The organism is Pseudomonas sp. UYIF39 (assembly GCF_029963765.1).
Classification (GTDB): Bacteria; Pseudomonadota; Gammaproteobacteria; order Pseudomonadales; family Pseudomonadaceae; genus Aquipseudomonas.
This window is the reverse complement of record NZ_JALBYU010000033.1, coordinates 13,170-26,563: the sequence shown is the minus strand read 5'-3', so window position 1 is coordinate 26,563 and position 13,394 is coordinate 13,170. Positions and strand designations below refer to the sequence as shown.

Annotated in this window: 11 protein-coding genes and 1 tRNA gene; 3 read left to right on the top strand and 9 right to left on the bottom strand. The window is 59.8% G+C overall.

Annotated elements, in window-relative coordinates; translation table 11 throughout:
* Positions 1-82: 82 nt before the first annotated feature.
* Positions 83-1,072 carry a sensor domain-containing diguanylate cyclase gene (locus MO767_RS28165; protein ID WP_282483179.1) on the top strand — a complete coding sequence of 330 codons (990 nt, stop codon included), beginning with the start codon at positions 83-85 and terminating at the stop codon, positions 1,070-1,072.
* 124 nt (positions 1,073-1,196) lie between these two features.
* Here MO767_RS28165 and MO767_RS28160 read toward each other — a convergent pair whose 3' ends face one another.
* The 3 genes from MO767_RS28160 to gabD all read right to left on the bottom strand — a co-directional run bounded on the left by MO767_RS28160 (position 1,197) and on the right by gabD (position 5,478).
* Positions 1,197-2,411 (bottom strand): response regulator, encoded by a 1,215-nt coding sequence (locus MO767_RS28160; RefSeq protein WP_282483178.1) that lies wholly within the window; start codon positions 2,409-2,411, stop codon positions 1,197-1,199.
* Positions 2,412-2,560: 149 nt separating this feature from the next.
* The gene (gene gabT, locus MO767_RS28155) at positions 2,561-3,838 is read right to left on the bottom strand and encodes a 4-aminobutyrate--2-oxoglutarate transaminase (RefSeq protein ID WP_134419251.1); all 1,278 of its coding nucleotides are present in this window, start codon (positions 3,836-3,838) and stop codon (positions 2,561-2,563) included.
* A 197-nt stretch (positions 3,839-4,035) separates the two neighbouring features.
* Positions 4,036-5,478: an NADP-dependent succinate-semialdehyde dehydrogenase gene (gene gabD, locus MO767_RS28150; RefSeq protein ID WP_150633171.1), complete on the bottom strand. Its 1,443-nt coding sequence runs from the start codon at positions 5,476-5,478 to the stop codon at positions 4,036-4,038.
* Positions 5,479-5,828: 350 nt separating this feature from the next.
* Between gabD and MO767_RS28145 the strand changes: the two genes are divergently transcribed.
* Positions 5,829-5,905, top strand: a tRNA-Arg gene (locus MO767_RS28145).
* 148 nt (positions 5,906-6,053) lie between these two features.
* Here the strand turns inward: MO767_RS28145 and MO767_RS28140 are convergent.
* The 5 genes from MO767_RS28140 to MO767_RS28120 form a co-directional block, all read right to left on the bottom strand.
* Positions 6,054-6,320, bottom strand: a complete 267-nt coding sequence (locus MO767_RS28140) for a hypothetical protein (protein ID WP_282483177.1) — start codon at positions 6,318-6,320, stop codon at positions 6,054-6,056.
* A gap of 20 nt (positions 6,321-6,340) precedes the next feature.
* Positions 6,341-6,973, bottom strand: a complete 633-nt coding sequence (locus MO767_RS28135) for a hypothetical protein (protein ID WP_282483176.1) — start codon at positions 6,971-6,973, stop codon at positions 6,341-6,343.
* On the bottom strand, positions 6,970-7,536 hold the full coding sequence (locus MO767_RS28130) for an RNA polymerase sigma factor (RefSeq protein WP_282483175.1): 567 nt from the start codon (positions 7,534-7,536) through the stop codon (positions 6,970-6,972). Before MO767_RS28130 ends, MO767_RS28135 begins: the two co-directional genes overlap by 4 nt.
* Position 7,537: 1 nt before the next feature.
* Positions 7,538-9,250: a VWA domain-containing protein gene (locus MO767_RS28125; RefSeq protein ID WP_282483174.1), complete on the bottom strand. Its 1,713-nt coding sequence runs from the start codon at positions 9,248-9,250 to the stop codon at positions 7,538-7,540.
* Positions 9,251-9,337: 87 nt separating this feature from the next.
* Positions 9,338-9,898 (bottom strand): YbhB/YbcL family Raf kinase inhibitor-like protein, encoded by a 561-nt coding sequence (locus tag MO767_RS28120; RefSeq protein ID WP_282483173.1) that lies wholly within the window; start codon positions 9,896-9,898, stop codon positions 9,338-9,340.
* Positions 9,899-10,037: 139 nt separating this feature from the next.
* On the opposite strand from MO767_RS28120, the gene MO767_RS28115 reads away from it, so the two are divergent.
* Entirely contained in the window at positions 10,038-11,567 is a 1,530-nt protein-coding gene (locus MO767_RS28115; RefSeq protein ID WP_282483172.1) for an FAD-dependent oxidoreductase, read from the top strand.
* 89 nt (positions 11,568-11,656) lie between these two features.
* Here the strand turns inward: MO767_RS28115 and MO767_RS28110 are convergent, their stop codons facing one another.
* Positions 11,657-13,162, bottom strand: a complete 1,506-nt coding sequence (locus MO767_RS28110) for a YdgA family protein (RefSeq protein WP_282483171.1) — start codon at positions 13,160-13,162, stop codon at positions 11,657-11,659.
* Positions 13,163-13,394: the final 232 nt, after the last annotated feature.

Sequence of the window (13,394 nt, the reverse complement as noted above, 5' to 3'; positions counted from 1 at the left end):
AGACACTTCGCCATCCAGGCGGGCACTGGTATTGGCCGCTTTCGAACCTCGAGCGGCACACGCCCTTTGAGATTTTGTGTTGATGGTCCATAAAAACCTACAAGACTCATCCCTCCCGCAGTGGCCCGAGGCCGCGCAAACGCTGCTGGCGCTAATGCATGCACAAGGCGAAGTGGCGCGCCTGAGCGAACGCGAACAACTGTTCAGCGCTCTGCTGGTGAGCGTCAACGCGGTGCTTTGGGCCTTCGACTGGGAATCCCGTCGGGTGCTCTATGTCAGCCCCGCGTATGAACGGATTTTCGGCCGATCTGCAGGCTTGTTGCTGTCCGACTACAACCATTGGCGCGACAGCATTTACCCCGACGATCTGGACTATGCCGAACGCAGCCTGGCCGAAGTATTGGCCAAAGGCGCCGTTGAAGACCGTGAATACCGAATCATTGCCGTCGACGGCCAAGTCCGCTGGCTCAGTGACAAGTGCTTCATCAACCGTCAGGCCGAACCGGGGCAACCGGTGATCATCGTCGGCATTGCCGAAGACATTACTGACAAAAAGCAGATGGAAACCGAGCTACAACGCTTGGCCACCACCGATGTGCTGACCCAGAGCAGCAACCGCCGACACTTCTTCGAATGCGCCCACCGTGAATTCGAAAAGGCACGGCACCAAGGCACGCCGCTGGCATTCCTGCTGCTGGACATCGATGATTTCAAAGTGATCAACGATACCTACGGCCACCAGGAAGGCGACAACGTGCTGCAACGAATCGCCGAGAGCGGTCGCGCGGCTTTGCGGCGAGGTGATGTGTTCGGGCGAGTTGGCGGTGAGGAATTCGCAGCAGTGTTTCCCGGCTGTGCGCCAGACGTGGCCATGCAAGTGGCTGAGCGTCTGCAACGGGAGATTCAGCGATTGAGTTTCAGCCATGGCGACCAGACGTTCGGCATCACCGTCAGCCAGGGCCTGACCAGCCTCACCGCCGAGGACAAAAGCATCGACATCCTGTTTGCCCGCGCAGATGCGGCGATGTACCAAGCTAAACGCCAGGGCAAGAACCGCATCATCTCCGGCTAGTGGACCCGACACAAAACAATGTGGGAGCGAGCTTGCTCGCGATGACGTACTGACATTCAACATTGATGCTGGCTGACAGTCCGCTATCGCGAGCAAGCTCGCTCCCACAGGTTTTGTGTGATGCCTATTTCTTGCGCAAGCGCATCAGCTCTGGCAACCCGATCTTGAGCAACCGCGCCGTCCGGCTCTTCGACAGCTCCTCAATGCCCTCATGTTCGGTCAGTCGCGCCAGTTGCGCTGCCATGTTCATCACCAGCGCTTCGCGGGAGTAAACCCCGCCACCGAGCTGGTAGACCGCCGCAATCAGCTCTCGCAGCTCCAGCGGCAGGCGCCAGCGAGTGCGAAGCGCCGAACCATAAGCTGCGCCGAATTCGGCCAGCGCCTCACCAACCTCCTCCCATTCATCCAGCTCACCACCGGCCTGCTTCCATTCCTGCAAACACCGCAACAGCGCAAGGTCGCCGAGGCGATGCAACATACCGGCGCAATAACAACGCTCCTGATCCAGATCCAGCAAGCGCGCCAGGGTCCGGCCATACTCGGCGGTGCGCAGCGACAGCTCCCAATAGCGCTCGGCATAGTCGGCCAGACACGGCTCGGTGAGGCGGGCACTGCGCTGGAGGGCCAACCCCAGAATCAGGTTCATGCTTTGCCCGGTGCCGAGGCGGTGCAGCGCCTGGGACAGGGTTTGTACGGCGGCGCCATGGTGCTGGGCCGCGCTATTGGCAGCGGCGATCAGCACGGCAGTGACCTGCGGATCGGTGCGGATTTCGTCCTCCAACACGGTCAAATCGAGGCCGCTGGGATTGAGGCTGCGCTTGACCGCCAACTGCACGTCGGTCATCAACGGCGCGCCATCAGCAAACTCGCGACGACGTTCCAGGTACGCCGACAAGGTCATGCCAGGCGCCAATGAAGGCACCTCGCAAGACACTTCCTCACCAGCATTGAGCAGCAGATCCTGCAGTCGCAGGGTCAGGCTTTCCATGTTCAGGGGTTTGGTCAGGTACGCAGCAGGCGCCAGGGGCAAGACTTCGCGCACACTGGCGCTGTCGTTGCGGCTACTCATCAGAATGAACGGCAGCGGTGGATTACGCTTGCGCTGGCGGACATTGCGCAAGACATTCAAACCATCGACGCCGGGCAGCTCCCAGTCGACGATCACCAGGTCGTAAGGATTTTCCGCCAACAGATGCAGCGCTTCCTGACCATTGGCACACAGATCCAGCCGCGCATCGCAGCGCACATTCAACAAAACCTGCTTAAGCAGGTCGCGGGACCAGGGATCGGCCTCGGCAATCAGCACACGCGGTGCAGCGGGTAACACCACAGCAGTCATTTACACACTCCAAAGTCGTGCTTGCACCTTAATCAATACCGGCCATTCGATACAGCGCATTTGCCATCGATGGGTTCCAGGGACACAAAAAAACCCGCCGAAGCGGGTTTTTTTGTCGATCAGTTCACAAATCGATCAGAGCTTGGAAATCACAGCTCGGAGAAGCACTCTTCGATGATTGCCAGACCTTTGTCCAGTTGCTCGTCCGGCGAAGTCAGTGGTACCAGGACGCGCAGAACGTTGCCGTATGTGCCGCAGGACAGCAGGATCAGACCCTTGTCGCGAGCCTTGGCCACAACGGCGGCTACCGCTGGAGCGTTCGGCTTGTGGCTGTCGCCATCAACGAACAGCTCGACCGCGATCATCGCGCCCAGGGCACGGACTTCGCCGATCACCGGGTATTTGGCCTGGATGGCTTTCAGGCCAGTGACCAGACGCTCGCCGACAGCCTTGCAGCGGTCCAGCAGGTGCTCTTCTTCGAACACTTCCATCACGGCCAGGGCCGCGGCGCAAGCAATCGGGCTACCGGCGTAAGTGCCGCCCAGGCCACCTGGAGCAATGGCGTCCATGTATTCGGCCTTGCCGCACACACCGGCCAGCGGGAAGCCGCCAGCGATGGATTTGGCGAAGGTGGTCAGGTCGGCAGCAACGCCCATCTGTTCCATGGCGAAGAAAGTGCCGGTACGACCAGCGCCGGTTTGTACTTCGTCAGCGATCAGCAGGATGCCGTGCTGGTCGCACAGCGCGCGCAGACGCTTCATGAACTCTTTAGGCGCGACGTAGAAACCACCTTCACCCTGAACCGGCTCGATGATGATGGCAGCGATGTCACGCGGCTCGGCGTCGTTCTTGAAGATGCGTTCGATGCTGGCGATCGAATCATCGATGCTCACACCGTGCAGTTCGTTCGGGTACAGCGCGCGGAAGATGCCGCCTGGCATCAGGCCCATGCCGGCCGAGTAAGGCACGACTTTACCAGTCAGGCCCAGGGTCATCATGGTGCGACCGTGGTACGCGCCGGTGAACGCGATCACGCCAGCACGGCCAGTAGCGGCACGGGCGATTTTCACAGCGTTTTCTACGGCTTCGGAACCGGTGGTCACCAACAAGGTTTTCTTGGCGAAATCACCCGGAACCTTGGCGTTGATTTTTTCGCACAGCTCAACGTACGGCTCGTAGGCCAGTACCTGGAAGCAAGTGTGGGTCAGCTTGTTCAGCTGCGCGGTCACGGCGGCGATGATTTTCGGGTGCAGGTGACCGGTGTTCAGCACGGCGATACCGCCGGCGAAGTCGATGAACTCGCGACCTTCAACGTCGGTCACGGTGGCGTTCTTCGCGGACTCGGCGAAGATCGGGTGAATCTGGCCAACACCGCGTGGTACAGCGGCTTCGCGGCGTTTCATCAGGGATGCGTTAGTCTTGCTCATAAAGTCCTCATTCACCGCTCATCGGGCGGCGTGGTTCAAGGAAAAGGCAGCGGGGAGGCAACTACGGCAGCATGCGATGATCGACTGCCACAGCTTTCCCGGCCACAGAGAAAATTCCGTTTGTTGCACGCAAAGGGACAGCGCTCTCGTGCCCTTTGCGTTTGAAGCAATGCCTTGCCGGGCTTATCCCTTCGAGCTTAGATGCCCAGGCAGAGGTATTTGATTTCCAGGTAATCTTCGATGCCGTACTTGGAGCCTTCACGGCCCAGGCCCGACGCCTTGATGCCGCCGAATGGCGCGACTTCGTTGGAGATCAACCCGGTGTTGACGCCGACCATGCCGTATTCCAGGGCTTCAGCCACACGGAACACACGACCCAGGTCGCGAGCATAGAAGTACGAAGCCAGCCCGAACTCGGTGTCGTTGGACATCGCGATCACTTCGGCTTCGTCTTTGAAGCGGAACAGCGGCGCCAGCGGGCCGAAGGTTTCTTCCTTGGCCACGGCAGCGTTTTTCGGCACGTTGGTCAGGATGGTCGGCTCGAAGAAGTTGCCTTCCATGACCTTGCCACCTGCCAGAACAGTTGCGCCTTTGCTGATCGCGTCAGCAATGTGCTCTTGAACCTTGGCCACGGCTTTTTCGTCGATCAGCGGACCCGTGGTGGTGCCTTCTTCCAGACCGTTACCGATCTTGAGTTTGGCCACGGCCACTTTCAGCTTCTCGGCGAACGCGTCGTAGACCGAATCCTGAATGTACAGGCGGTTGGCGCATACACAGGTCTGGCCGTTATTACGGTATTTGGAAATGATCGCGCCTTCGACGGCCTTATCCAGGTCCGCGTCGTCGAACACGATGAACGGCGCGTTGCCGCCCAGTTCCAGGGACACTTTCTTGATGTCCTTGGCGCATTCAGCCATCAGCTGACGACCGATTTCGGTCGAGCCAGTGAAGGACAATTTGCGCACGATCGGGTTGCTGGTCAGCTCGCTGCCGATGTCGCCGGCGCTGCCGGACACCACGCTGAACACACCGGCTGGAATGCCGGCACGCTGGGCCAGTTCAGCCAAAGCGAATGCGGAAAACGGAGTTTGCGAAGCAGGCTTGAGCACCATGGTGCAACCGGCGGCCAGGGCCGGGCCGGCTTTACGGGTGATCATCGCAGCCGGGAAGTTCCACGGGGTGATTGCAGCCGTCACGCCGATTGGCTGCTTGATCACGATCAGGCGCTTGTCTGGCTGGTGACCCGGAATTACATCACCGTAGATGCGCTTGGCTTCTTCGGCGAACCACTCGATAAAGGAAGCGGCGTAAACAATTTCGCCCTTGGCTTCGGCCAATGGCTTGCCTTGTTCGAGGGTCATCAGGCGAGCCAGGTCGTCCTGGTTTTCGATGATCAGTTCGAACCAGCGACGCAGCTTGTTGGCGCGGTCCTTGGCGGTCAGTGCACGCCAGGCCGGCAGCGCTTTGTCAGCGGCTTCGATTGCACGACGGGTTTCGGCAGCGCCCATTTTCGGCACAGTGCCCAGAATTTCGCCCGTTGCCGGGTTGTTGACCTTGATCGTCTGACCATTGTCCGCATCAACCCAAGCGCCATCGATAAAGGCTTGTTGGCGGAACAACTGGGTGTCTTTAAGCTGCATGTCGGCTTTCCTTAACAGCACCGCGACAGGCGCGGAGCGAATTATGATTGTAGAAAGGCGCCTTATAGGCTGCCGTCAGGGAAATCATTCACCGGGCTGAAGCACATAAATAGCGCACTGATTGAAACTCGTGCGGTTCAGCACCCAGACAAGAGCGTTTGAAATCTCGAACGAATCCTAGGATCAATGCCGGGAAAGGACAATAGGGCGTTCGAAAAAAAGAACGAAAACGGCGCATTTGCCTATTTTTTCTGATCAACGTAGCAACCGCAGGTTACGCTTTGGAAAAACGCAGGCGATTCAGCAGCATGGACGCCCGCGATGCATATGAGTATCATGGCGCCCGCATTGCACCAGTAGCTCAGCTGGATAGAGTACTGCCCTCCGAAGGCAGTGGTCGTGGGTTCGAATCCCGCCTGGTGCACCATACGTAGAAACGAGAAAGCCTCAGACCGCAGGGTTTGGGGCTTTTTTGTGGGTGTCGTTAAAGCCTCAGGGCGGGCGCTGGATGCAGCTGTTCGGGTTAACCGATCAACTGAGAACTGAGTCTGAAAAAAAACCGCCGAAGCGGTTTTTTATTCAGTGGTCCAATCAAACTCGTCGTATTCATCATCCTCTTCGTCCTCAACCACTTCATCATCAAGAACGTCTTCCTCAAACGCATCTTCTTCCTGCTTCGCCAGCAGAAACTCCTTACGACTCTCAGTCACCGCGCGCCGTAATTCCTGACCCTTCACCGGACAGTTGAGCATTTGGGCGATGCGGTCGATTTTTTTCGCCATGGCTACCTCCAACGCATCGGCTATGGGTCGATAGTGCGCGCATTCGGGTGTCGATGCCAAATGACTGACCGCTCTGCCTCTCAGTTTTTCTGCAAATCCTTGAGTCTGGCCGTGAGATTTTCCTTGGGAAAGCGTTTGTGCAATGTCGCCATCAGGTCAGCGGCCGCTTGAGCCTGACCGGCCTTTTGCAGGCGGATCACTTCCCGTAATTGATCGTCGATAAACTTTGCCGGAGCTATCGCCTGACGTTTGCTGACCTTCGCTTCGTCAGCCATTTCAGCGCTGATCGATTCGCTCTGCGCGGGCGCGGCAAAATCGGCCATTGGCGCCGCAGGCGCGGGTGCGGACATCGCGCCGGCCGGGGCAGCCAGCGAGCGAGCAACCGAAGGGGGCGCCTCTGCGGCTTCTTTTTTGGCGACCGGCGCAGACGCTTTGGGTGCAGGCGCGAAGTCGTAACTCGGCAGTTGCTCCTCCTTGCGTTGCACCAGCGCCAGCATCAGGGCCACGCCGACAAGGCTGGCGAACGCGACCTGCCAACGGGGTTTCTGGCAGGCCTGGACCCAGCGTTTCCACAGACTTGGCTTCTGCACAGGGACTTCACGGTGTGCGGCAGCCAGGAGGAACGCGTCGAGATGGGCCGGTGGTTCGCCGGTCGCGTGTTCACGATAGTGCTTCAATACTTCGTCTTCTGGCGTAGGACGGGCGTCAGTCATGTCAGTACCTCCTCGGCCAGCAGCCGACGCAGTTTTTGCTGGGCGTAGCGCAAGCGGCTTTTGACGGTTTCCAGCGGTGTTTCGGTGAGGGTGGCGATCTGCGGCAGGTCGAGATCACCATGGGCGCGCAGCAGGAACACTTCGCGCTGGTCAGCGGGCAGGTTTTGCAGGGCCGCTTCGAGGCGCTGGTTGTCGCGGCTCAGGCTCAGCAGTTGTTCGGGATCGGCCGTGTCATCGCTCAGCGCGTGGATCTGTTCGTCGTAGCTGTCGTGCAAGGGGTTGTGGATTCCGTGTTTGCGCCAGTGATCGATCAGTCGATTGCGGGCAATCTGGTAGAGCCAGGTACGAAAGTTCGCCCGGCCTTGTGGCTGACTGGTGCTGCGGATCAGGCTCAACCAGGTTTCCTGGTAAACCTCTTCGGCCAGCTCGGACTTGCCGCTCAGACCAAGCAGGAATCGGTAGAGCCCTTGGCGGTGACGGGCGTACAAAATCTCGAATGCCGGCCCGTCGCCTGCGCGATAACGGGCCAGCAGCGATTCGTCGCTCGATTCAGGAGCTGACATTTCAGTTGTAGCCTCCTTTAAGCGGCTCACTGTTCGATGCGGTCGTGGTTCGCAGACTTTGCGCCAACTCCACCAATTGCACGAACTCTGCCCGCAGACCAAATCGATCTTCGCCCCGCGCACCGCGCGCCAAAGCCTCGGTGTCCTTCAGGCTGAAATCGCCGGTATATCGCCCGTCCTTGAGCTGCTGGGAAAACGCCGCCACGGCAGCCGCAAATCGCAGGTCATCACTGGCTTTGCCGACCTGACCGTTCGCGATCGGCCGCTCGATCAAGCGACTACTCCCACCCTCAGGCGACTGATAGCGCACGCGCAACATCGCCAATTCCCCAGTCTTTTCGGAAACAGCGGCCCCAGGATTGCCATACCGCAGCGGCTCCAGCCAGCCCTTCTCGCCCTTGGGCACAATTTCGTACAACGCCGTCACCGTATGCCCTGCGCCGATTTCACCGGCATCGACCTTGTCGTTGCTGAAATCTTCACGTTTCAACGCGCGATTCTCATACCCCAACAACCGATATTCACTGACTTGTGCCGGATTGAACTCCACTTGCAGCTTCACGTTTTTCGCCACGACCGCGAGGGTCGAGCCGAGCTGGTCCACCAGCACCTTGCGCGCCTCACGCAGGTTGTCGATGTAGGCATAGTTGCCGTCGCCGGCATCGGCCAACTGTTCCATCAGGTGTTCATTGTAGTTATCCACACCAAAACCCAATGTGGTCAGGGAAACGCCGGTCTTGCGTTTATCCACAGCCATTTGTTTGAGGCTGTCGAAGTCGCTGATGCCGACATTGAAGTCACCGTCGGTGGCCAGCAGGATGCGGTTGATGCCCTTGGGAATAAACGCCTGTTGCGCCATCTGATAGGCCAGTTCGATGCCTGACGCTCCGGCGGTGGCGCCGCCGGCGGTTAATTGATCGATGGCTGTACGAATTTTCGCTTTGTCGCGTCCGGAGGTCGGCTCCAGCACCACACGCGAATCACCGGCATAGACGACCAATGAAACCCTGTCCTGCTCGCGCAATTGATCGACCAGCAATTTCAGGGTGCTTTTGACCAGCGGCAAACCCTCGCGCCGGTCCATCGAGCCGGACACGTCCACCAGAAACACCAGGTTCGCCGGGGCCAATTCCGCGACCGCGCGGTCCGAGGCCTTGATGCCGATGCGCAGCAGTCGGGTATGCGGGTTCCACGGCGACGGCGCCAGCTCTGTGGTCACGCCGAAGGGGGAACCATCGGTAGGCAATGCGTAATCGTAGGGAAAGTAATTGACCATCTCCTCCAGTCGCACCGCACCTTCCGGTGGCAGGCGCCCTTGATTGAGCAGGCGACGGACGTTGGCGTAAGCGCCGGTATCGACGTCGGCGCTGAAGGTCGAGACGGGCGCTTTGGCCACGCTGTGAATCGGGTTATCCGCCAGCGCTTGATATTGCTCGCGCCGCTCATCCCTATAACCCTGCGCAGATGCCTCGCCCGCGGGCATCGGCGCATAGCTCGCTGTTGGTGCCGGACGCACGCTGCGCTTGGCCATCGAGGTGTCTGCCATGACAGCCTCGCTGCGCACCAAGACTTCAGCCGGCAGCGCACCTTGAGCCGGTGGCGCACCCGAGGCGGAATCAGGCTTGGAGGAAACGCCGCAACCGGCCATGGCCAGCAGCAACCCGGCGGCGAAACCCTGGGCGGCCGGGCGGAGGAAATGCAGAGGGAGGGACATGGGGGCTGACCTCAGGAGGAAATTGATCCATTCATCCTCTGAGACGGGCAGCCCCGTCGATTCGGGTTAAGTCCGCTGAAAAAAACTTCAGCGGTGATAACGCCGCACCACACTGCTGTTTTTCAGCACATGGCCTTTGATTTTTTCCAGTAGCTGCGCGCGCGTCAGGCCGGCGGGCAGAGCTTCCGGCGCCAGGTCCAGGGCGTAGAGCTGGATGATGTAGTGGTGCGCGCTGTCGCCGACCGGCGGGCAAGGGCCGACATAACCTGTGGTGCCTTTGCTGTTGGTGCCACCGACGCCTTCAAGGGCGGATTTTGCGCCGACACCGGCGGCAATCTGATGAGTCGTGGCTTTGATGCCGTAATGCACCCAGTGATCGACGCCTTGGCCCTTTTGGCCGTCAGGATCGTGCATGACGATGGCATAGCTCAACGTACCCGCCGGCCCGGCGTTCCAGTTCAGTGCCGGTGACGAGTTGTGCCCGCCACAACCCGGAGCATCGCTGGCGGCAGCCGAGGTGAACAGTCGATCGTCGGTGACACCGGGGATGTTCAGGGTAAAACGCTCCTGGGCCTGCGCCGGAAATTGCACGCAAAGGGCGACTGCAACGGCCGCCAGCCAAGGATTCAGAGAGGTCAATCGGGTCATACCGGAGCACCTTGTGCGGGTGGGGCCGTCGTCGGCGTGCAAACTATAGCCGGACCGTTCATTCGGTGGCAGTGGGAATTGGCTGAACCTCCAGATAAGCGCCAAACTCTTAATTGAAACGCCTGCCTGGAGAGTGAACATGGCACTGCACCGCGTTGCCCGCTTCGCCGATGTGTCCGAAACCAGGGGCCTTGAGGTCCAGATCGCAGACACGAAAATTGTCTTGCTGCGGGTGGGCGATCATCTGCGCGCCTTTCAGGGCGAATGCCCCCATGCCGGGGCGCCGCTGGCCGAAGGCGCTCTGTGCAACGGCCGTTTGATCTGCCCGTGGCACAAGGCTGCGTATCGGATCGAGGACGGCGCGCTGTGCGAACCGCCGGCCCTGGACAGCCTCAAGCGCTATCCGCTGGAAGTGCGCGATGGCGAGGTCTGGGTCGACGATCAGCCAATGGCTGACGCTCACACGCCTCCGGCGGACGATGAGCGAACGTTTGTGATCATCGGTGCCGGCGCCGCAGGCACGGCATGCGCGGCGGCGTTGCGCGAAAAGGGCTTCGGTGGCCGGGTGCTGTTGATCGACCGTGAAACCGACGCCGGGTACGACCGCACGGTCTTGAGCAAATTCGTGATTGCCGGGGAGATGCCGCCGGAAGAAGTCCCGCCGCTGCGTGATGAAGACTTTTACCGCGAACAGCGCATTGAGCGAATAAACGCAGAAGTGGCGAGCCTGGACGCCGCGAACAAGACGTTGCGCCTGGCTGATGGTCAATCGCTGAGCTACGACGCTGCCCTGCTCGCAACCGGTGGCACACCCAATCCACTGACGCTGCCTGGCGCCGAACTGCCGCAGGTGTTCGTGCTGCGTTCGAAGGATCAGGCGCAGCGGATTCTGGGCTCGGCAAAACCCGGCCAAAGAGCGGTGATCATCGGCGACAGTTTTATTGCCATGGAATCCGCGTCCTCCCTGCGTCAATACGGCCTGGACGTGACCGTTCTGGCCCGCCATGCAGTGCCTTTTGCCAAACAGTTTGGCGACGCCGTCGGCAAATCGATTCGTGCCCTGCACGAGGCCAACGGCGTGGTGTTTCATACAGATGGCAATGCAACTCACGTCGAAGGAACGACCAAGGTTGAAGCGGTACGCCTGGACAACGGTCAACGTTTACCGGCGGATCTGGTGTTAGTCGGCATTGGCGTCAGCCCGGCAACCGGCGCATTTACCGGCCTTCCCCTGGAAAAAGACCAGTCGCTGAAGGTCGACGGCGGGATGCGCGTGACCGATGGGCTTTGGGCCGCCGGCGATATCGCAACCTTCCCGCTCAACGGCCAGCCCCAACGAATCGAACACTGGCGCCTGGCACAGCAACAGGCACGGATCGCGGCGATGAACATGCTCGGCGGCGACGAGCATTACCTCGACGTGCCCTATTTCTGGACCTGGCACTTCGGTAAAAACTACGACTACCTCGGCCACGCCGAGACCTGGGACGAGGTCGAGTTCAAAGGCGACCCTGACCATCCCCCTTTTATCGGCCTGTTCGGCAAGGACGGGTTGGTGGTCGCCGCGGTGGCTTGCGATCAAGAACGCGCGATCGCGCTGCTCGCCGAACGGATGAAACAGCCGTTGCCGGTGGATGAGGCGTGGGTACTGATTCGGGACTTGAATTAACGGCGGTTCCCCCGCTTCAAACGCCAGACAACAAAACGCCCGGCGTCTGCGTTGCGCAGAGGCCGGGCGTCAGTCTGTAAGCCCTGGTTTTACTCGACGGTGACATTACCGCCGATTTTGCTCATGACAAACCCGACAAACTCTTCAACGGTCATCTTCTGGCCGTTGAATTCCACCTGATTATTGGCGTAGTGCAGTTTGGAAACGATGTTGTTGCCATCCAGTTTTGCCAACTGCGAACCGACTGCCATGCTGCCAAACATGTCGGCGGTGGCGGTGGCCTGGTCGGCGATGAGCTTGGCGTCGGTCTGACCGCCGATTTGCGACTGCACGCTCAGCAGGTCAACGAGCATTGGTTTGGACACTTTCACGTTGACGTCCAGCAGCGCGATCAGCTGTTGGGTCAGCAGGTCGGGCGGCAGGTCCATGGATTGTGGTTTGGTCAGATCGAGCACCAGATTGGCGCGACTTTCGCCATTGGGGGTGTTGAACGACAGATTCTCCAGGGCGACCTGCGGGCCAGCGGCCAGCAGTTTCTCCAGGCCGGTTTTGACCTGCGCCTCTTCGGCCGGGGTCAGGACCAACTCTGGCGCCGGTTCACCCGCAGCGGCGGCCTCAGCGGCGGCCCTCTCGTACGGTTGCAGTTTGGTCTGGTAAATCTGCATCAACGACATGGTTGCCGGGATGTCGAGGTTCTTCAGGCTCATGGCCATCTGCGCAGAGCCGACAGCCTTGCCGTTCAGGGTCACCTCACCCACCTTGTAATCGGCACGCCCCGAAGCGCTGGTGCCGGATTCCTCGGTCTGGTTCTTCATTTCAAATTTCTTGAAACCCAAGACCGACTGCTTGGCGCCGAAGGTGGTCTTGCTGTCGCTCAGCTCGATGGTGTTCTCGCCGGTGTAGTAGCCATAGGTACTTTTTGTCAGGTTGCTGGCCAGGGTCAGGCCGTTCAGTTCGACCTTCACCGGCGTCTGATCTTCAGCCACCGTGCTCAGTGTCAGGCTGTCCATGTAACCGTCGGCCTTGACCTTCTGCGCTTGTGCGCTGGCGGCGACATCGAGGTTCAGCCCGGAGAATTTCAGGCTGGACTTTTCGTCAAGCGCGACGTCCAGCGGCAGCAATTGCAGAGTGCCGTTGGTGGCATTGTCGTAACCGATATTGACCACGCCCGTGAGCGGCGATTTGTCCTTGGCTGCGGCGAACCACTTCTCGGTGATCGGGGTTCTTTCCAGTTCGTAGTGACTGGTGGCCAGGACCGGCAGCCACTTCAGCGACACCAGGCGCGAAAACGGCAGCGGACCGTGCTCGATGTGATCAACGAACAGCAACTCCACCGGCGCTTCACCGAACCTCTCGCCTTCGCCCTTGAGACGATAGTGCGCCGTGCTGCTGAACACATGACGCTCCAGCGAAACCAGCTCCAGCGACGCCGTGCTGTTGGAACCGACCAGCGCGGCTTGCAGCTCTTTGTTGGCGTCGGCGATCGAGGTGTTCAGCACACCTTCGAGTTTGGTGCCGGTGTACCAGGCTCCGCCGGCGCTGATTGCACCGATGGCAACGACGATTCCAAGAAGCACGCCTGCTGATTTATTCATGAATGACCCGATCAATGTCCGTTGTTTGAAGGTGTGGTCGTCTTCCCTGAACCCATGACGGGTTGCGGTCACGACTGCGCTAAAAGTGCGATGGAGATTAGCATCAGGCGCACGGGGCGGCCCAATGATTAAAGGTTAAAGAGTGTCTATGGACCGTACGCAGGGGTTGAGAGTTTCGGCGGATATGAAATCGCCATCGCGAGCAAGCTCGCTCCCACAGAGATTGCGCTAA